This window comes from Rhodococcus spongiicola (assembly GCF_004011835.1).
In the GTDB taxonomy this organism is placed as follows: domain Bacteria; phylum Actinomycetota; class Actinomycetes; order Mycobacteriales; family Mycobacteriaceae; genus Prescottella; species Prescottella spongiicola.
The window spans coordinates 142,788-162,073 of sequence record NZ_RKLN01000005.1 but is presented as its reverse complement, the minus strand read 5'-3'; the positions used below and the strand labels follow the sequence as shown (position 1 = coordinate 162,073).

At 67.4% G+C, this 19,286-nt stretch carries 23 protein-coding genes; 21 read left to right on the top strand and 2 right to left on the bottom strand.

What is annotated here, in order from left to right; translation table 11 throughout:
• Positions 1–58 precede the first annotated feature (58 nt).
• The 19 genes from EF834_RS14205 (at position 59) to ccsB (ending at position 16,767) form a co-directional block, all read left to right on the top strand.
• Positions 59–322 (top strand): glutaredoxin family protein, encoded by a 264-nt coding sequence (locus EF834_RS14205; protein ID WP_127947878.1) that lies wholly within the window; start codon positions 59–61, stop codon positions 320–322.
• 212 nt (positions 323–534) lie between these two features.
• Positions 535–1,329 carry a redox-sensing transcriptional repressor Rex gene (locus tag EF834_RS14200; RefSeq protein WP_127947877.1) on the top strand — a complete coding sequence of 265 codons (795 nt, stop codon included), beginning with the start codon at positions 535–537 and terminating at the stop codon, positions 1,327–1,329.
• A gap of 7 nt (positions 1,330–1,336) precedes the next feature.
• Complete coding sequence (locus EF834_RS14195) at positions 1,337–2,710, top strand: glutamyl-tRNA reductase (RefSeq protein ID WP_127947876.1); 1,374 nt, start codon at positions 1,337–1,339, stop codon at positions 2,708–2,710.
• Positions 2,707–3,711, top strand: a complete 1,005-nt coding sequence (hemC, locus tag EF834_RS14190) for a hydroxymethylbilane synthase (protein ID WP_127947875.1) — start codon at positions 2,707–2,709, stop codon at positions 3,709–3,711. The genes EF834_RS14195 and hemC overlap by 4 nt, the downstream gene beginning before the upstream one ends.
• 72 nt (positions 3,712–3,783) lie before the next feature.
• Entirely contained in the window at positions 3,784–5,349 is a 1,566-nt protein-coding gene (locus EF834_RS14185; protein WP_127947874.1) for a bifunctional uroporphyrinogen-III C-methyltransferase/uroporphyrinogen-III synthase, read from the top strand.
• 46 nt (positions 5,350–5,395) lie between these two features.
• Complete coding sequence (gene hemB / locus EF834_RS14180; RefSeq protein WP_268961018.1) at positions 5,396–6,544, top strand: porphobilinogen synthase; 1,149 nt, start codon at positions 5,396–5,398, stop codon at positions 6,542–6,544.
• Entirely contained in the window at positions 6,541–7,170 is a 630-nt protein-coding gene (locus EF834_RS14175; protein ID WP_127947873.1) for a hypothetical protein, read from the top strand. Before hemB ends, EF834_RS14175 begins: the two co-directional genes overlap by 4 nt.
• Before the next feature lie 289 nt (positions 7,171–7,459).
• Complete coding sequence (locus EF834_RS14170; protein WP_127947872.1) at positions 7,460–7,876, top strand: hypothetical protein; 417 nt, start codon at positions 7,460–7,462, stop codon at positions 7,874–7,876.
• The gene (locus EF834_RS14165) at positions 7,845–8,360 is read left to right on the top strand and encodes a hypothetical protein (RefSeq protein ID WP_235871209.1); all 516 of its coding nucleotides are present in this window, start codon (positions 7,845–7,847) and stop codon (positions 8,358–8,360) included. Before EF834_RS14170 ends, EF834_RS14165 begins: the two co-directional genes overlap by 32 nt.
• Positions 8,357–8,644, top strand: coding sequence for a hypothetical protein (locus EF834_RS14160; protein ID WP_206615287.1), 288 nt, complete (start codon positions 8,357–8,359; stop codon positions 8,642–8,644). Before EF834_RS14165 ends, EF834_RS14160 begins: the two co-directional genes overlap by 4 nt.
• Before the next feature lie 17 nt (positions 8,645–8,661).
• The gene (locus tag EF834_RS14155; protein WP_127947871.1) at positions 8,662–8,946 is read left to right on the top strand and encodes a metal-sensitive transcriptional regulator; all 285 of its coding nucleotides are present in this window, start codon (positions 8,662–8,664) and stop codon (positions 8,944–8,946) included.
• Between the two features lie 63 nt (positions 8,947–9,009).
• On the top strand, positions 9,010–9,213 hold the full coding sequence (locus tag EF834_RS14150) for a heavy-metal-associated domain-containing protein (protein ID WP_127947870.1): 204 nt from the start codon (positions 9,010–9,012) through the stop codon (positions 9,211–9,213).
• A 132-nt stretch (positions 9,214–9,345) separates the two neighbouring features.
• A complete protein-coding gene (locus tag EF834_RS14145) occupies positions 9,346–10,470 on the top strand; it encodes a PQQ-dependent sugar dehydrogenase (protein ID WP_127948124.1) in 1,125 nt (374 codons plus the stop codon).
• Positions 10,471–10,560: 90 nt separating this feature from the next.
• Positions 10,561–11,895: a glutamate-1-semialdehyde 2,1-aminomutase gene (gene hemL, locus EF834_RS14140; RefSeq protein WP_127947869.1), complete on the top strand. Its 1,335-nt coding sequence runs from the start codon at positions 10,561–10,563 to the stop codon at positions 11,893–11,895.
• A gap of 58 nt (positions 11,896–11,953) precedes the next feature.
• The gene (locus tag EF834_RS14135) at positions 11,954–12,628 is read left to right on the top strand and encodes a histidine phosphatase family protein (RefSeq protein WP_127947868.1); all 675 of its coding nucleotides are present in this window, start codon (positions 11,954–11,956) and stop codon (positions 12,626–12,628) included.
• 17 nt (positions 12,629–12,645) lie between these two features.
• Entirely contained in the window at positions 12,646–13,239 is a 594-nt protein-coding gene (locus tag EF834_RS14130; protein WP_408014520.1) for a TlpA disulfide reductase family protein, read from the top strand.
• Positions 13,236–14,063 (top strand): cytochrome c biogenesis CcdA family protein, encoded by an 828-nt coding sequence (locus EF834_RS14125; protein WP_127947866.1) that lies wholly within the window; start codon positions 13,236–13,238, stop codon positions 14,061–14,063. Before EF834_RS14130 ends, EF834_RS14125 begins: the two co-directional genes overlap by 4 nt.
• Positions 14,060–15,802, top strand: a complete 1,743-nt coding sequence (gene resB / locus EF834_RS14120) for a cytochrome c biogenesis protein ResB (RefSeq protein WP_127947865.1) — start codon at positions 14,060–14,062, stop codon at positions 15,800–15,802. Before EF834_RS14125 ends, resB begins: the two co-directional genes overlap by 4 nt.
• Positions 15,799–16,767: a c-type cytochrome biogenesis protein CcsB gene (ccsB, locus tag EF834_RS14115; RefSeq protein WP_127947864.1), complete on the top strand. Its 969-nt coding sequence runs from the start codon at positions 15,799–15,801 to the stop codon at positions 16,765–16,767. The genes resB and ccsB overlap by 4 nt, the downstream gene beginning before the upstream one ends.
• 137 nt (positions 16,768–16,904) lie before the next feature.
• On the opposite strand, the gene EF834_RS14110 is transcribed toward ccsB, so the two are convergent.
• Complete coding sequence (locus EF834_RS14110) at positions 16,905–17,123, bottom strand: hypothetical protein (protein ID WP_127947863.1); 219 nt, start codon at positions 17,121–17,123, stop codon at positions 16,905–16,907.
• A 78-nt stretch (positions 17,124–17,201) separates the two neighbouring features.
• Positions 17,202–17,414 carry a BldC family transcriptional regulator gene (locus tag EF834_RS14105; RefSeq protein ID WP_005518137.1) on the bottom strand — a complete coding sequence of 71 codons (213 nt, stop codon included), beginning with the start codon at positions 17,412–17,414 and terminating at the stop codon, positions 17,202–17,204.
• Positions 17,415–17,789: 375 nt separating this feature from the next.
• Here EF834_RS14105 and EF834_RS14100 point away from each other — a divergent pair, with 375 nt between their 5' ends.
• Together EF834_RS14100 and cds1 are read left to right on the top strand one after the other, a co-directional pair.
• Positions 17,790–18,143, top strand: coding sequence for a DUF4229 domain-containing protein (locus tag EF834_RS14100; RefSeq protein WP_127947862.1), 354 nt, complete (start codon positions 17,790–17,792; stop codon positions 18,141–18,143).
• Positions 18,140–19,234, top strand: coding sequence for an L-cysteine desulfhydrase Cds1 (cds1, locus tag EF834_RS14095; RefSeq protein ID WP_127947861.1), 1,095 nt, complete (start codon positions 18,140–18,142; stop codon positions 19,232–19,234). The genes EF834_RS14100 and cds1 overlap by 4 nt, the downstream gene beginning before the upstream one ends.
• Positions 19,235–19,286 lie beyond the last annotated feature (52 nt).

Sequence of the window (19,286 nt, the reverse complement as noted above, 5' to 3'; positions counted from 1 at the left end):
CTCCCATGGGCCGGTGTCGTCGGATCGACATCACGGGCCTCGAGGAACACTGGAAGCCATGGATCAGTCTCGAAACCGGATCACCCTTCTCACGCGGGCAGGCTGCGGGGCGTGCGTTCCCGCCCGCGAGGTGCTGGACCAAGTCTGTCAGGAGTTCGATCTGGAACTGACCTGCATCGACGTAGACGAGGCGGCGGCCGACAACCCCGACTTGCGGGCCGAGTACGGGGACCGGTTGCCCGTCGTCCTACTCGACGGCAAGGAGCACAGTTACTGGGAAGTCGACGAGGATCGGTTGCGCGGGGACCTTGCCGCGAGCTGAAGTTACGCCTCGGGCAGCGGGGGTCCGCCTGGGAGTGGGAAGGGTCACCCCGGACCGTCGGATTCGGTCACTTTGCAGGTGAGAGCACGTTCGGGGGCAGTCGATCGACTTTGTGCATGGCTTCACAAGCAGTTACCGTGGGGTGAACAATTTCCCCGGACCTTCGACGTGAGGGCCGGGGTACGTGGCCGACCGGACGAGGAGCCATCGACGTGACCGAACAGCACCAGACGCAGGGGACAGGAACCCGTGGCGTCGCCGGGGCTGCTTCGTCCACTCCTCAGCGCAGGGATGCCTCTCCGGCTTCGCAACGTGACATCCCCCAGGCTACGGTGACGCGTCTCGCGACATATCTGCGGGTCCTCGGAGTCCTCGCCGAGGACGGAGTACTCATCGTCTCGAGCGAGGAGCTGGCCACCGCGTCCGGCGTCGGGTCGGCCAAGCTCCGCAAGGATCTGTCTCATTTGGGCCCCAACGGTGTTCGCGGTGTCGGATACGACGTCACCCGGTTGCGGGCGCGCATCGAGTCCGCGCTCGGTCTCGAGCGTGGGCACCGGGTGGTGCTCGTCGGTGTCGGCAATCTCGGCCGAGCCCTCGCCGGGTACGGCGGCTTCGGTCGGCGCGGCTTCTCGATGGTCGCCCTGTTCGACGCGGACCCCGACCGCATCGGCACGACGGTCGGCGGCCTTACGGTCCGCGACGTCGCCCAACTCGCCGACGCATGTCGTGATCTCGAGGCCACGATCGGCGTCATCGCCACCCCCGACTCCGCCGCGCAGGACGTATGCGACCAGCTCGTCGGGGCGGGCGTGCGCTGCATTCTCAGTTTCTCCCCGCTCGCGTTGGAGATCCCCGACCACGTGGAGATGCGTCGGGTCGATCTCGCGATGGAGATGCAGGTGCTGTCGTTCAACATGGCCCGGAACAACGCTCCGGAAAAGCAACGAAATCCCCAGGCTGCCGCTGCACCCGCAGCGGTCGCCACTGCGACCGGAATGGATCGGTGATACGGCCGTGAGTGTGCTTCTCGTCGGGATCTCACACCGGAGTGCCCCCGTCTCCGTCCTCGAGCGGATCGCGGTCACCGACACCGACCGCCCGAAGCTGACGGACAAGATGCTGGCTTCGGCCCACATACACGAGGCGATGATCGTCTCGACGTGCAACCGCATCGAGATCTACGCCGTGGTGGACGCGTTCCACGGCGCGCTGACCGAGATAAGCAGCCTCTTGGCCGGGCACTCCGGGCTAGACCTCTCCGAGCTGCACAAGCACGCGTACGTCCACTACGGCGAGGCCGCCGCCGAGCACCTGTTCGCGGTCGCCAGCGGCCTGGACTCGATGGTCGTCGGCGAGCAGCAGATCCTCGGCCAGATCCGAGCCGCGTATGCCGCTGCCGACGCCCAGCAGGCTGCCGGGCGCGCGCTGCACGAGCTGGCGCAGCAGGCTCTGCGGGTCGGCAAGCGCGTGCACGCCGAGACCGGTATCGACTCCGCCGGCGCCTCTGTCGTGTCGGTCGCGCTCGACCGTGCCGCAGGCATCCTCGGTGACGGTGGGCTGAACGGTCGCACGGCCGTCGTCCTCGGTGCCGGTGCGATGGGCAGCCTGTCGGTCGCGTACCTCACCCGCGTCGGCATCGGCCGGATTCTCGTCGCCAACCGCACCCGCGAGCGCGCCGAGCACCTCGCTGCCACAGCAATCGGCAACGGTGTCGACGCGACCGCGGTCGGCATCGACGAGCTGTCCTCGGCGATGGCCCAGTCAGACGTCCTCGTGACCTGTACGGGTGCGGTCGGTGCGGTCGTCACGCTCGCCGACACCCACCTGGCGCTCGCCCAGCCGGGACGCGACCCGAAGCGGCCACTGGTGATCTGCGATCTGGGTCTGCCCCGCGACGTCGAGCCTGCTGTGGTCGGGCTACCCGAGGTGGTCGTGCTCGATATGGCTGCGCTGCAACGCGATCCGGCCGCCGGCGCCGCTGCCAACGACGCCGATGCCGCACGCGAGATCGTCGCGTCCGAACTTGCCCAATACCTCGCCTCGCAGCGACAAGCCGAGGTCACCCCGACGGTCACGGCGCTCCGACAGCGTGCGGCCGAGGTTGTCGAGGCCGAACTGATGCGACTGGACTCGCGTCTGCCCGGTATGGACGACCCGCAACGCGACGAGGTGGCGAGGACGGTCCGCCGGGTGGTCGACAAGCTGCTGCACGCGCCCACCGTGCGAGTCAAGCAATTGGCCTCCACACCCGGTGGCGACTCGTATGCGGCCGCGTTGCGTGAGCTGTTCGAGCTGCGGCCCGGTGCGGCCGAGGCCGTCGTCGCTCCGATCGATCTCGACGAATTCGCCACCGGCCCCGGTACAGCAGGAAAGGACGCGCAGGCATGAGCACGGACGCGGCAACGTCGACCGCGACTGAACATCTCACCGGCCCGAAGTTCCGCACCCTGCGGATCGGGACCCGCGGCAGCCTGCTCGCCATGACGCAGGCCGGTGCCGTCCGGGACGCGCTGATCTCGGCGGGACACCCGGCCGAGCTGGTGATCATCAAGACCAAGGGCGATGTCACAGCAGGTCCGGTACAGCGCATCGGCGTCGGGGTGTTCGTCGCCGAACTTCGCGAGGCGCTGCTGGCCGGTGAGGTCGATGTCGCGGTGCACTCCTACAAGGACTTGCCTACGGCGCAGCCCGATGAGCTGGTGATCCCGGCGGTCCCGCCGCGTGAGGACCCGCGTGACGCGTTGGTGGCCCGTGACGGGCTCGTGCTCGGTGAGCTGCCCTCGGGTTCGAAGATCGGGACCTCGGCGCCGCGCCGCCGCGCGCAGCTGCGCGCTCTCGGCCTGGGCCTCGAGATCTTGCCGCTGCGTGGCAACATCGACACCCGTCTCGGCAAGGTCGCGTCCGGTGAGCTCGACGGAATCGTGATCGCGCGCGCCGGCCTGTCCCGCATCGGCCGTGCCTCCGAGATCACCGAGACGCTCGAGCCGGTGCAGATGCTGCCGGCCCCGTCGCAGGGGGCCCTCGCCGTAGAGTGCCGCGCCGACGAGCCGGACCTGATTGCGATCCTGTCCGAACTCGACGACTCGACCACGCGAGCCGAGGTCACCGCCGAGCGCGCACTGCTCGCGGAACTCGAGGCGGGCTGCACCGCGCCGGTGGGCGCCATTGCCGAGATCGTCGAATCGATTGATGGCGAGGGTCGCGTGTTCGAGGAATTGTCGGTGCGCGGATGCGCCGCTTCAACTGACGGTTCCGACGTGCTTCGGGCATCTAAGGTGGGGTCGCCCGAGAGTGCGGACGAGTTGGGGCGCGCGGTTGCACGTGAGTTACTCGAACTCGGCGCACGAGATCTGATGACGATTGCAGAGGACGGTGATGCCGATGATTGATCTGCTTGACCGTCAAGAGTCCGATTTTGCATTTTCTTCCTATCGACATGAGACCGCACTGGAGAACTACCGATGAGCCGAGTCCGTAAGAACAGCCCCGGGCGGATCCTGTTTGTGGGATCGGGACCCGGTGACCCGGCATTGCTCACCGTCCGGGCGCGGGATGTGCTCGAGTCGGCAGCCCTGGCATTCACCGATCCCGATGTCGACAAGGGCATCACCGCACTCGTCGGCACCGCACTCGGCCGTGACCCCGAGACCGACGAGCCGATCGCCGAGGTCCGGCCTGCGCTCGGAGAGCCGGCCGAGGTCGCCAAGACCCTTGTCGCCGAGGCCCGCAGCGGCCGCGACGTGGTCCGTCTCGTGGCGGGCGACCCGCTGACCACCGATTCGGTGATCGCGGAGGTCTCGTGTGTTGCCCGAACCCAGGTGGTGTTCGAGGTGCTTCCTGGGCTGCCGTCAGGGTCCGCGGTGCCGAGCTATGCCGGTATGGCGCTCGGCTCGACGCACACCGAGGCCGATGTACGCGGCGAGGTCGATTGGGCGGCGTTGGCCGGTGCCCCCGGCCCCCTCGTGCTGCACGCGAGCTCGGCGCATCTCGCCGAGACCGCAAGCGCGCTCGTCGAACACGGCCTTGCTCCGCAGACCCCGGCGGCGATCACAGTGCGCGGCACCACCCGTCAGCAGCGCACCGTCGAGGCCACCCTCGCGACGCTCAACGAGGTCGGGTCCGAACTGGTCGGTCCGCTGATCGTCACGGTCGGCAAGATCGTCTCGCAGCGCAACAAGATGTCGTGGTGGGAGTCGCGTGCACTGTATGGCTGGACCGTCCTGGTGCCACGCACCAAGGAGCAGGCCGCCGACATGAGCAACCGGCTGGTCACCCACGGCGCGATCCCCATCGAGGTCCCGACCATCGCGGTCGAGCCGCCCCGCAGCCCGGCCCAGATGGAGCGGGCCGTCAAGGGACTGGTCGACGGCCGCTACCAGTGGGTCGTGTTCACCTCCACCAACGCCGTGCGCGCGGTGTGGGAGAAGTTCGAGGCGTTCGGCCTGGACGCACGTGCCTTCTCGGGCGTGAAGATCGCCTGCGTTGGCGAGGCCACCGCCGAGAAGGTGCGCTCGTTCGGCATCACCCCGGAAATGCTGCCGTCCGGCGAGCAGTCCAGTGAGGGTCTACTGGCCGACTTCCCGCCGTACGATGAGGTTTTCGATCCGGTGAACCGCGTGCTGCTGCCGCGTGCGGACATCGCCACCGAGACCCTTGCCGAGGGTCTGCGCGAGCGCGGCTGGGAGATCGACGACGTCACCGCGTACCGCACGGTGCGGGCGGCCCCGCCACCGGCCGAGACCCGCGAGATGATCAAGACTGGTGGCTTCGACGCGGTGTGCTTCACGTCGTCGTCGACCGTCCGTAACCTCGTCGGCATCGCCGGTAAGCCGCACGCCCGGACGATCGTCGCGTGCATCGGGCCCAAGACGGCCGAGACCGCGATCGAGTTCGGTCTGCGCGTCGACGTCCGACCGGAGACGGCGCAGATGGGTCCGCTCGTCGAGGCGCTCGCCGAGCACGCGGCGCGGTTGCGCGCCGAGGGTGCGCTGCCGCCCCCGCGCAAGAAGTCTCGCGCCCGCCGCTGACCGGAGTCAGGCACAGGAGAGAGCCAGGCACAGGAGAGCCGTCCCCTTGTATCCCACACACCGCGACAACATCTTTCCCGCCCGCCGGGATGGCGTTCCCGTCCGCGGCGACGGCTTTCCGGCCGCCGGCGGCGGCTTTCCGGCCCGCCGCGGTGACTTTCCCGCCCGCCGCGGTGACTTTCCCGCCCGCCGCGGTGACTTTCCCGCCCGCCGCGGTGACTTTCCCGCCCGCCGCCCGCGGCGGCTGCGTGGCACCGTCGCGCTTCGCCGGTTGGTCGCCGAGACGTCACTCGAACCACGCCATCTGGTGCTTCCGATGTTCGTCGCCGACGGCATCGACGAACCGCGACCGATTTCCTCCATGCCGGGTGTAGTCCAGCACACGCTCGACTCGCTCCGGGCCGCCGCGACCGACGCGGTCGAGGCGGGCGTGGGCGGACTGATGCTGTTCGGGGTGCCCCGCGAGGAGGACAAGGACGAGGACGGCTCCTGCGCGACCGACCCGGACAACATCCTCAACCGCGGTCTGGTCGCGCTGAAGACCGAACTGGGCGACGCGACGGTCCTCATGGCGGACACGTGCCTCGACGAGTTCACCTCGCACGGGCACTGCGGTGTGCTCTCCGAGGACGGCCGGGTCGACAACGACGCCACTCTGGCCCGGTACGTCGAGATGGCGATCGCCCAGGCAGAAGCCGGCGCCCACCTGCTCGGCCCCAGCGGGATGATGGATGGTCAGGTCGCGGCGATCCGCGAGGGTCTCGACGAGGCCGGACACACCGACGTCGGGCAGTTGGCGTACTCGGCCAAGTACGCGTCGGTGTTCTACGGCCCGTTCCGCGAGGCTGTCAGCTCGTCCCTCGAAGGCGACCGCCGCACATACCAGCAGGACTCTGCGAACCGGCGCGAATCGCTGCTCGAGGTGGATCTGGACCTCGCGGAGGGTGCCGATCTGGTGATGGTCAAGCCCGCCATGTCGTATCTCGATGTGCTTCGTGAGGTCGCCGATCGCTCGACGGTTCCGGTGGCCGCGTACCAGATCTCCGGCGAGTACTCGATGATCACAGCGGCCGCCCAGAACGGTTGGATCGACCGGGACGCCGCCGTCCTCGAGTCGCTGCTGAGCATCCGCCGTGCCGGAGCCGACATCGTGCTGACCTATTGGGCTGCCGAGGCTGCGGGGTGGCTGGCATGACCGAACAGTGGCCGGGGCAGAACCAGCAGCAGTCGGGACAGCCCGACCCGTGGCCGGGTACTCCGCGGTATCCGGCGGGACCGCCCCAGCCGCCGGGGCAGGATCCGATGCGGCCCGTGGTGCAGCAGCAGAAGCCGGTGCCTGCCGACATCGTCACCGCCTTCCAATTGTGGCTCGGCGTCGCGGCGCTCGGTGTGGTCCACCTGGTTGCGGTGCTGTTGTTCCTCTACAACGACCGGGCCGCGTTCGTCGACCAATTCTTGGACGACGTCGCCACGCAGTCGGGCCAGGAGGTCACGCGGGCGCAGGCCGAGCAATTGCTGGCGATCGGACTCGTCATCACGGGCGTCCTCCTCGCCGTTGTGCTGGGCGGATTGACCGTGCTGTTCGCGTTCAAGATGCGCGGCGGCAGGAGTTGGGCCCGCGTGCTGTTGACGATGGCCGGTGCGTTCGTCGTGTTCTCAGCGATGCAAACGGTCGTCAGCGGGGGGCCGGCCAGTGGGTCCGCGGCGTTGGTCATGGGTGCCGCAGTGATCTTGCAGGCCGTGATGGCGGTCGGTGCGATCGTGCTGATGTACCGCCAGGGGTCCAACGAGTACTTCGCGAAACTTCCGCCGGAGCGCTGACTACGGGCCGGGAGGCACTGATCGCCCCGGAGGTCGGGGTTCCGTACACCGCCCCTGTAGTGTGAAGCACGTCACATTGGCTCGGTGCTCGGATTCGTTCAGGGAGTTGTGATGCGTGTCGATCATGGAACCGGTAGTCGGCGGGAACTGCTGTGGATCGCCCTGTTCGCGCTGTTCGGACTGGTGACACTCGTGCTCCTGGTTGTATCGGGCGCCCTTGTCCGCTGAGCCCTGTCCCGCGTCTGCTGGACCCCTCGTCGGCGAGCGATCGATGCATCAGGATGTGGTGGTGAGTGAGTCGACCCCGCGCCTGGTCTCCGTCGCCTACTGGATCTGGGTGGTCTGCGCCGCCGCCATGGTGTTCCTCGGTCTGCTGGCGATGACCACGTCCGCGGACGCAATCGAAGAACGGCTCGGATCCGATGCAGACTCGTTTGTCGGGGTGCTGCGCGGAATCGGAATCGCATCGCTGCTGTTCGGACTCGTTATAGGTTTCCTCGCAGCGCCCGTGCGCGCCGGCAATCCACGCCTGCGCAACGTCGTGGTCCTGCTCTCGGCGGTGTTCGCGGTGGCGGCGATCGCGTTGTCCACTGTCGGGGTGATCGCGCCGGTGCTGCTCGTGGTTCCGTTGCTGCTGGTCGTGGCTTGCATTTTGGTGTTCCGGGAGGGTGCGCGTGAGTGGTTTCGACGCCGACAGTCCGACTGAGCTGACCGTCACCGGGCCGAACGTGCTGTTCACCGAGCCCGGTGCCCGTTGGCGGGCCGTCGCCTATGGTCCCGTGTTCTGCGTCGTCGCCCTCGTGATCGAGTTGCTGACCGGCCCCGTTGTGCACTGGTTCGCATTGACGCTGTTCGCCGTCATCCTTACCGGCATCGTGTACGCGCAGGTGGTCGCTGCGCGTCGGCACGTCAGCGTTGAACTGACAGAGACGGCGCTGCGGCAGGGTACGGCGGCGTTGCCCCTCACTGAGATCGAGACCGTGCTGCCGAAGGCCGACCCATATGCCGACGAACCCCAGCGCTGGGAGCGCGCACGCAGTCTCGGGGAACTGTCGGGTGTGCCCAGGCGGCGCAAGGGGATCGGGCTGAGGCTGCGTGACGGCTCGCTGGTACAGGCGTGGGCCCGCGACGACGACGGCCTACGGGAGGCTCTCACCGATGCGCTCGCCCGGGTGCGGGGGACATCGTGAAGCGGCCGGTGGCGACGGGTACAGGAGCCAGGGCCCTAGTGATCCTGGTCGCCGAGGTGTTCGGTGCTGCATTGGCACTGGCGCTCGCCTTCGTGTGCTGGACGCGAGGTGTCACCACCGTCGAGTTCGCACCCATAGCACCCGGGACGCCACCGTTCACGTCGGTGCGGTACTCGGGCGGGTGGATCTCGGCAGCGTTCGCACTGCTAGTCGTCGCGGGTCTACTCGTGCTGGCTGTTCTACGTCGATACGCGCGGCGATCTTCATCGGGCAAGTACCCGTAGGGGGTATCATGGGGCTCATGAACAACGGATACAGCTCGCAGCAGGAGGACCTGCTCAAGCGTCTGCGACGCATCGAAGGACAGGTGCAGGGCATCTCGCGCATGGTCGCGGACGATCGCTACTGTATCGACGTGCTCACCCAGGTGTCGGCGGCCACGTCGGCGCTGGAGTCGGTGTCTCTGAAGCTGCTCGAGGCACACCTCGCGGGATGCGTCGTCGAGGCCGCGAAGAAGGGCGGCCCGGAAGCTGACGCGAAGGTCAAGGAGGCCTCCGACGCCATCGCCCGCCTCGTCAAGTCGTGAGAGCTGCCAAATCCTGACCACTGCGCGATCCTCGATGAGGAGACCCCGGATGAGGAGACCCCGATGGAGCACACCTACATCGTCAAGGGCATGACCTGCCAGCACTGCGCCTCCGCGGTCACCGAGGAGATCAGCGAGCTGTCGGGGGTGACTGACGTCGACGTCGACGTGGCGTCCGGACGTGTCGTCGTGACGAGTGATGTGCCGATGGACACGATCGCCGTCGCCGCCGCGGTCGCAGAGGCTGGCTACGAGCTCGTCCAGTAGCCACCTGGCGCAGGAACCACCGTCGGGTTGACCGCGGGCGCGGCGGCGCTGTCGTAGGGTGTGTACGAATCGGCAGTCGACAGGGAGGGCCTATTCGTGCGCGCACCGGTTCGACGGGTAGGTATCGGTGTGATGGCGGTCATCGGAATCGTCGTCGCGCCAACTGCCTGTGCCGAACCGACGACGTCGTTTCCCGCGCTCGAAGTCACCACGGTCCTGGACGATCTCGCGAATCCGTGGGACGTGGTGGTCGCCCCGGACGGCGCGATCCTTACCGGTGAACGTGCAGGCCGGTTCGTGGTCAAGCGGGCCGACGGCAGCGTCGGCGAGGTAACCGCGGACCTGTCGGATCTGTACGCCCAGGGTGAGACCGGTTTCATGGGGATAGCGCTGGCCACCGACTTCGCGACCAGTCGGACGATCTACACGTGCCAGGGGCATCGAAGCGACGGTGGCGGATCCGTCGACACCGGCAGCGGCACCGACATCCGCGTCGTGTCGTGGACGGTGGATCCGGGATGGACCACCCTCACCCGCACCGGCGACGTCCTGACGGGAATGCCGACGGCTGCCGATGGACGTCACGGCGGCTGCCGTATCCTCGCCCATCCGGACGGCACTCTGTACGTGGGCACGGGTGATGCGACGTCACCGACCGCGCCGCAAGATCGGAACTCCCTGGGCGGCAAGGTGCTGCACATCAACACCGACGGAACCCCGGCGGCGGGGAACCCCGACCCCGAAAGCCCGCTGTTCACGCTCGGGCATCGCAACGTACAAGGCCTGGCGTTGCAGCCGGGCACCGGGCGGCTCTACAGCATCGAACAGGGCACCCATCGCGACGACGAGGTGAACCTCCTGCAGGCCGGCAACAACTACGGCTGGCGGCCGGATCGCGAGCCGGGCATATACGACGAGAGCGTGCCCATGACCGACCCGGACCGGGTACCGGGTGCCGTCGCGGCCGTGTGGAGTTCCGGAACGCCGACGATCGCGACGCCCGGCGGCACTTTCGTCTCCGGCGCGAGCTGGGGTGAGTGGGACGGCGCGCTCGCCGTCACCAGTCAGAAGGAGCAGGAGCTGCTGTTCCTGAAGTTGTCGGACGACGGCGAGAATGTCGTCGCGACGGATTCAGCGCTCACCGAGGAATACGGTCGCTTGCGCTCGGCCACTCGCATGCCCGACGGCAGCCTGCTGATCACCACCGACAACGGTTCGGACGACAAGGTGCTCCACGTCGCGCCGCAGGGTGCGTAGTCGCGGCGAGACGCTCGCGAACTGGTGTGATTCCGGCCACCTCCTACAGCCCGTCGTTGTCGAATTCGGAAGAACTGGGACACTGGAGGCGTGAGTGCTGCCTCCAGCGGGTCCGGTGCGGGACCCGAATTTCGTGATGCCCGTTCTTCTGAGCTCTTCGGCAGGGCGTCCAAGGTCATTCCCGGTGGCGTGAACTCCCCGGTACGCGCGTTCGGTTCCGTCGGTGGCGCTCCCCATTTCATGGCAGAGGCATCCGGCTGCACGCTCACCGACGTCGACGGCAACGACTACGTCGATCTGGTGTGCTCGTGGGGCCCGATGATCCTCGGCCACGCGCACCCGGCCGTCGTCGAAGCCGTGCAGAAGGCCGCGACGACGGGGCTGTCCTTCGGTGCTCCCACCGAGGGCGAGATCGCCCTCGCCGAGGAGATCGTCACCCGTGTCGCACCGGTCGAGCAGGTCCGCCTGGTCAACTCCGGCACCGAGGCCACCATGAGTGCGGTGCGCCTGGCCCGCGGCTTCACCGGCCGCTCGAAGATCGTCAAGTTCTCCGGCTGCTACCACGGGCACGTCGACGCGCTGCTCGCGGACGCCGGATCGGGACTGGCCACCTTCGGTCTCCCGACGTCCCCCGGGGTGACCGGCGCACAGGCCGAGGACACCATCGTCCTGCCCTACAACGACATCGAGGCCGTGCGAGCCGCGTTCGCCGCGAACCCCGGTGAGATCGCCTGCGTCATCACCGAGGCCGCCGCTGGCAACATGGGGGCGGTCGCTCCGCTGCCCGGTTTCAACGAGGGCCTGCGCGCCCTGACCACCGAGTACGGCGCACTGCTGATCATGGACGAGGTCATGACCGGTTTCCGTGTCAGCCGTTCCGGCTGGTACGGCTGCGACGGCGTCGCCGGTGACCTCTACACGTTCGGAAAAGTCATGAGTGGTGGGCTGCCGGCTGCCGCATTCGGTGGCCGCGCCGACGTCATGAGCAGACTGGCACCGTCCGGGCCCGTGTACCAAGCCGGCACGCTGTCCGGTAACCCAGTGGCCGTAGCCGCCGGCCTGGCGAGTCTGCGAGCCGCCGACGACGACGTGTACGCCGCGCTCGACCGTAACGCGCGGACGCTCGGCACACTGCTCGGCGACGCGCTCACCGCCGAGGGGGTCCCGCATCGCGTCCAGTTCGCGGGAACCTTGGTGAGCGTGTTCTTCTCCGCGGACCCGGTTACGAACTACACCGAGGCCAAGGCCGCCGACACGTGGCGGTTCCCCGATTTCTTCCATGCCCTGCTCTCGCGTGGCGTCTACGCCCCGCCGAGTGCGTTCGAGGCATGGTTCGTCTCGTCGGCCCTCGACGACGACGCCTTTTCGAAGATCGCCGACGCCGCCCCGCACGCGGCCAAGGCAGCCGCCGCAGCACAGAACTGAGCCGCAGCGCAGACTGACAACCGCAACTGGCTGACAACCGAAACGCAGGGACCACAACGTGACCGACGCCGACAACGCGAGCGCTGCCGACCACCGGCACTCCGACACCCGCACAATCGTCCACGTGCTCCGGCACGGAGAGGTGCACAACCCGAGCGGAATTCTCTACGGACGTCTCCCGAACTTCCGGCTGTCGGCCACCGGTGAAGCGCAGGCCCGCACGGTCGCGTTGGCGCTCGCCGACCACGACATCACTCACGTCTTCGCGTCGCCGCTGCAGCGAGCGCAGGAGACCGCCGCGCCGATCGCGGAGAAGCACGGGTTGCCGATCGGGACCGACGCCAATCTCATCGAGGCCGCCAACGACTTCGAGGGCCTCAAGGTGTCCGTCGGCGACGGTGCGCTGCGCCGCCCGCGGCACTGGTGGAAGCTGCGCGATCCGTTCACCCCGTCGTGGGGCGAGCCCTACCTGCAGATCGCGCACCGCATGCTCGCCGCCGTCAACGCCGCTCGTGTTGCCGCGGCCGGTCACGAGGCGGTGTGCGTGAGCCACCAGCTGCCCGTGTGGACGTTGCGCCGCTTCCTGCAGGGCGAGCGGCTCTGGCACGATCCACGCAACCGGCAGTGCGGCCTCGCGTCGCTGACGTCCCTCGTCTACGAGGACGACACACTCGTCGACATCGTCTACTCCGAGCCGGCCGGTGCGTCCGACCCGAGGGTGACCGGCGCATGAAGTTCCTTTCTCTACGTATGGCCGCGGCGGCCTGCTCGGCCGCCCTCGCCGCCGTTGTCGCCGGCTGCGCCACCGGCAGTGACGCAGTCGCGCAGGGTGGCACCTTCGTGTTCGTCTCGCCGGGTGGCAAGACCGAGTTGTTCTACGATCCGCCCTCCGATCGCGGCAAGGCCGGCAACGTCTCGGGTCCGGACCTGATGACCGAAGGCAAGACCACATCGTTGTCCGACTACGAGGGACAGGTCGTGGTGCTCAACGTATGGGGCCAGTGGTGCGCCCCGTGCCGCGCTGAGGCCGACGATCTCGAGACCGTCTACCAGAACACCAAGGATCTCGGCGTCCAGTTCCTCGGCATCAACGTCAAGGATCCGACGAAGAGCAAGGCTCAGGACTTCCATGTCAACTACAACGTGCCCTATCCCTCGATCTACGACCCCGAGTTCCGCACGCTGATGATGCTCGGGAAGAACTACCCGACCAGCGTCGTGCCGACGACGATCGTGCTGGACCGTGAGCATCGCGTTGCGGCCGTCTACTTGAAGGAACTGCTGGCCGAGGATCTGCAACCGGTCGTGGAACGGATCGCGCAGGAACCGCAGGATCAGGCATGACCCAGGACACGATACTTCTGGCCGGCATCGGTGAGGCGTTCCAGCAGACCGCTTCGAGCGGCCCACTGCTGCTCGCACTGGGCGCGTGTGTGCTCGCCGGTCTGGTCTCCTTCGCCTCACCGTGCGTCGTGCCACTCGTTCCTGGGTACTTGTCGTATCTGGCCGGGGTGGTCGGGGCGGAGGCGCCGGCCGTGACTACGGCGGAGGCGCACACGCGGACCGCGACGCTGCGCGACGGGCGACTGCGCGTCGCCGGGGCTGCCGGTCTGTTCGTCCTCGGATTCACCGTCGTCTTCGTGATGGCGACCGCGACCGTCTTCGGTGCCATCGAGGCACTGGCGCTCAACCGAGAGGTCCTCCAGCGTGTCGGTGGGGTCGTCACGATCGTGATGGGCCTGGCGTTCGTCGGGCTGATCCCGGTCCTGCAGAAGGACACCCGGTTCGCGCCGCGACAGGTCTCGGGGTTGGCGGGTGCCCCGCTGCTCGGAGGGGTGTTCGCACTCGGCTGGACGCCGTGCCTGGGTCCGACGCTTGCCGGCGTCCTGTCGGTCGCGGCCGGTACCGAAGGCGCGACGGCAGCACGTGGCGTCGCCCTGATCGTCGCCTACTGCCTCGGCCTCGGGCTTCCCTTCGTACTGGTGGCGCTCGGCTCGGCGCGCGCGCTGGCCGGTGTCGGCTGGCTGCGCCGCAACAGCCGGGCCATCCAGGTGTTCGGTGGGATCTTGTTGATCCTGGTCGGTATCGCATTGGTCACCGGGGCGTGGGACCTGTTCGTCAGCTGGGTCCGTGACGCATTCATCACGGACGTGGTCCTGCCGATATGACCGCTCGAGACACACTGAGTGCCGACGCGTCGTCCCCGGACGGGATCGACGAGCCGTCGCCGCGTCCGCCACGGCAGTCGCTGCTCGGCCGTGCTGTCGCCGTGGTTCGCAATACCTGGCGCGGTCTGACCTCGATGCGCACCGCCTTGGTGCTGCTGTTCCTGCTGGCGTTCGCGGCCATTCCGGGCGCCCTGCTTCCGCAGCGCAGCCTCAACGAGGGCAAGGTCGACGAGTACATCGCGGCCCGACCGACGCTCGGGCCGATCATGGACCGACTCGAACTGTTCGACGTCTTCGGTAGCTTCTGGTTCACCGCGGTCTATGTCCTGCTGTTCGTCTCTCTGGTCGGCTGCATCGTCCCGCGCTGCGTCGAGTACGCGAAGGCGTTGCGTGCGAAGCCCGTTGCTGCGCCACGCAACCTCAGTCGGCTTCCACATCACCATGTCGAGACCGTCGACGAGGCCCCTGAGGCCGTCGCGGGGCGCGTCCGGAGCCACCTGCGCGGTTGGCGCGTCGAGCAGCGCTCCGGCGGGGAGCGCGCGAAGCACACAGGCGAGATCACACTCTCCGCCGAGAAGGGCTTCTTGCGCGAGGCCGGCAATCTGGTGTTCCACTTGTCGTTGGTGGCGCTGCTCATCTCGATCGCAGCGGGCAAGCTGTTCCACTACGAGGGCAACGTGATCATCGTGGCGAACGGTGGGCCGGGTATCTGCACGACGTCCCCCGCGGTCTTCGACTCGTTCCGGGCGGGCAACGAGCGGGACGGCACGGGCATGACCCCGCTGTGCGTCAAGGTCAACGACTTCACGGCCGACTACCTCGACAACGGTCAGGCCGAGATGTTCACTTCGAACATCTCGTACCAGGTGGGTGACGACCTGACCTCGAACACATGGCGCGACGCCCAGCTCAAGGTGAACCATCCGCTGCGGGTCGCAGGTGACCGGGTCTACCTGCAGGGCCATGGCTACGCGCCGACGTTCACCGTGACGTTCCCGAACGGTGAGACGCGTACCGAGACCCTGCAGTGGGCACCTGAGGACGCGACGACGTTCCTGTCGAGCGGCGCGATGCGTTTCGACCCGCCCGGCGGCTTGTATCCGAACGAGGACGATCGGCGCAAGAACCAGATCGCGATCGAGGGCCTTTTCGCCCCGACTGCAGTGTTTGATGGGAACCTGCTGTCGTCGGGCTTCCCTGATTTGATCGATCCGGCCGTCGCGATCGACATCTACAAGGGCGACACCGGCCTCGACACCGGTTTTCCGCAGAGCATCTTCTCGCTCAACGAGGAGCTGATCAACCAGGGCCGCCTGGTCAAGCAGGAGCGTGTGAACCTGTTCCCCGGTGAGAGCGCAACCCTCGCCGACGGCACGGAGGTGCGTTTCGACGGCGCCGTCGACTTCGTCAACCTGCAGGTCTCGCACGATCCCGCGCAGCAGTGGGTTCTGGTGTCCTCGCTCGTGATGATGGCGGGCCTGCTGGTCTCGCTGGTGGTCAAGCGTCGTCGGGTGTGGGTGCGGATTTACCCGGAGACTGCGCCCGGGAAGGGTCCCGAAACGGCGTCGGCTACATTGGCCGCAAATGAACGACGAACCGTAGTAGAACTCGGTGGCTTGGCTCGAACGGATCAGGCGGGCTGGGGCGACGAGTTCGACCGACTGCGCCGCCGCATGCTCGGTCAGCCCTCCGCACAACGGACAGCACGGTCTTACGACGCGCAGGAGATGAATTCATGACGATCAACGAGACACTCGCGCGTTACAGCGACTGGTCGTTCGAGTCGGCGTTCGCGATATACGTCCTTGCCACCGTTCTGCTGATCGCCCGGTACGCGTCGATGCGGGCGCGTGAGGTCCAGGAACGCGAGCTGGTCACAGCTGGGGGTGGCCCGGTGGCCACGACCGGCCAGCAGCCCGGCCGGGTGGCGACGACGCCCGGCAAGACGTGGTCGGAGAAGTTCGGCGGCATGGGGTATTCCCTGCTGATCGTGGGCGTGGTGCTGCACATCGCGTCGATGGTGCTGCGAGGACTCGCGACCGACCGCTTCCCGCTGGGCAACATGTACGAGTTCGTGACGATGGCCTGTGCGGCCGCGGTGGTCGCTGGCATCGTCGCCATGCGCAGAAACACGGACCTGTTCGTCTTCCTGCTGGTGCCGGTCCTGGTTCTGATGTTCCTCGCGGCGACCGTCCTCTACTCCGATGCGGCCCCCGTCGTTCCGGCGCTCCAGTCGTTCTGGCTCCCGATCCACGTGACGATCATCAGCGTCGGCAGCGGGATCTTCTTGGTCTCCGGCGTCGCGAGCCTGCTGTTTCTGTACCGGATCCGGTTTCCGCAGGGGGAGGAGGGCACCGGGCCGTTCGCCAAGCTGGCCCAACGTCTGCCCGACGCTCTGACCCTCGACCGTCTTGCTTACAAGACGACCATCGTGGCGTTCCCGCTGTTCGGTGCCGGCGTCATCCTCGGCGCGATCTGGGCTGAGGCCGCCTGGGGCCGGTTCTGGGGTTGGGACCCCAAGGAGACCGTCTCCTTCATCACGTGGGTGGTCTACGCGGCGTACCTGCACGCCCGTGCGACGTCGGGCTGGCGCGACACCAAGGCGGCCTGGATCAACGTCGCCGGTTTCGTGGCGATGCTGTTCAACCTGTTCATCATCAACATGGTCGTCTCGGGCCTGCACTCCTACGCCGGCCTCAACTGAACTTCACCGCCCGAACGGAGTCGGGCGGCAACGAGCAACGGTCGCCGTGCAGAAGCACGGCGACCGTTGCTCGTTCGGTTGTCGTCCGGGCGCGTCGGGCCTACCCGGCGTGGGCCGTCACCCCTGGGGAGCGTGGATCAGCTCTCCGGGTCGGTCGGGGTGTCGGTTCCCGACTGTCGGCGATGGTTTTCACGATCCACGCGCCACAAGAACTCGGGATCGTCGTCCGGGCCGACTACTCGGCCGGTCCTGCTCGCGCCGCCGCCGCGAACCATGGTCGTCGCGGACGGACCGAACGCTTTCCACAACAGGACAGCGAGCGTTACCAGGCCGATAAAGGCCAACAGGTAGATCACGGTGCACCTCCTGATTACGAGGGTAGCCGTGTCCGGGTCACCCCGGCATCTACCTGTCCCGGTCGGCGTTTACGCCACTCAGGAGTGGTGTGCCTCGGTGGTGAGGGACGAGAGCAGCGCCATCACCTCGGCCTCACGGAACCTCCGGTGTCCTCCGGGGGTGCGCAGAGATCCGAGCCGGCCGGCATGCGCCCAACGCGTGACGGTCTTGGGGTCGACATGGAACAGTGCGGCGACCTGGCCTGGAGTCAGCAAGGCTTCCTTGGCGCCGTTGTAGGTGGGTGCGCTCATCGATCCTCCAAGGTTCGGGGCCTACCGCGGGGGTCGGCCGGGGGGATACGGGACCGGTTCGTTTGTCAACCGGCTTCGACATAGTGGCACTCAACCCCCCGGGTACTCGAACGATCTAAAGTTGGTAAAGCGGAGGTAATAGACAAAACGGACTAGTCGGACTCGTGTATTACGGGGTGTGCACGGGTATCGGAAATCCCAGTATGGATGGTGTTGCCAGCACCTAATGTGGATCCATCTGTGTGTTCGACGCTTGGCCCCTCAGCACGAAATCTCGCTTCCGCGATCGGATGACCTCATCCCGGTGTCGTCGTTCCGTCCTTCCCGCCTCGCTGCTCTGCAGTGGGCGCCACCTGCTGTCGGTACCCTGATCGTGTGAGTGAAGCAGCGCAGACTCCTCCTGGACAGGATCGAAATACCGACAGCCCGGCTGGCGGAACCGTAACGACCGGCACCCTTGTCCGCGACGTCGTCGCCTACTCGGCGGCGCGACTCGGACTAGTGGTCGTACTCGCGGCCGTCATCCTGTTCGGCGGCGAACTGTTCGGCGTGGAGGTGCCGCTCCTCGTGGCGGCGTTGTTCGCGGTTCTCATCGCGCTGCCGCTCTCGCTGGTTCTCTTCTCGAGGCTTCGCAAGAGGGTCAACCGCGATATCGCCGCGGTCGATTCGCAGCGCCGTGCCGACAAGGCCGACCTGCAGGCGAAGCTCCGGGGAGAAGACCGGCGGTGACGGTCGTCCTCGACCGGCGGGGCCCACGAGCGTGGGTCGACAATGCAGTCCGTCTGATCGAGGCCGACGCGCAGCGCAGCGCGGACACACATCTGCTGCGCTACCCGCTCCCGCCGGAGTGGAGCGTCCAGCTGTATCTGAAGGACGAGTCCACCCACATCACCGGAAGCCTCAAGCACCGGCTGGCCCGCTCGCTGTTCCTGTATGCGATCTGCAACGGCTGGATCGGCGAGGACACCACGGTCATCGAAGCGTCCTCGGGATCGACCGCGGTCAGCGAGGCGTACTTCGCGAAGCTCCTGGGCCTCGACTTCGTTGCGGTGATGCCTGCGGGTACCAGTCCGGCCAAGATCGCGCTCATCGAAGCACAGGGTGGTCGCTGTCACTTCGTGAAGGATCCGTCACGCATCTACGCCGAGTCGCAGCGGTTGGCGACCGAGACCGGTGGCCACTACATGGATCAGTTCACTCACGCCGAGCGGGCGACCGACTGGCGCGGCAACAACAACATCGCGGAGTCGATCTTCACGCAGCTTCAGCAGGAGGAGAACCCGATTCCGGAGTGGATCGTGGTCGGCGCCGGCACCGGCGGCACTGGGGCGACGATCGGCAGGTACCTGCGGTACCGCAAGTTCGACACCGGACTGTGCGTCGTGGACCCGGAGAACTCCGTCTTCTTCGACGCGTGGCGGTGTGACGACTGCGCCCTCACATCCACATCGGAACGCGGCTCTCGGATCGAGGGGATAGGCCGCCCACGGGTGGAGCCGTCGTTCGTCGGCCAGGTTGTGGACCGGATGGTCAAGGTGCCCGACGCCGGTTCGATCGCGGCCATGCGGCACGCCAGCGACGTGCTCGGCCGCAAGGTGGGTGGGTCGACCGGGACCAACCTCTGGGGTGCCTTCGGGCTGGTGGCCGAGATGCTCGAGCAAGGGCGCAGCGGCAGCGTCGTCACGCTCCTGTGCGATGGCGGTGAGCGCTACTCCGAGACCTATTTCGACGATGACTGGGTCGCTTCGGAGGGAATCGATCTCACCGGGCCGACAGCGGTCCTCGACGGGTTCGCCCGCACCGGGCACTGGGCCGACTAGGCCTCTGATCGCGGACTTGGATCACCGCTCCTCTAAGTACTACTGTATCAAC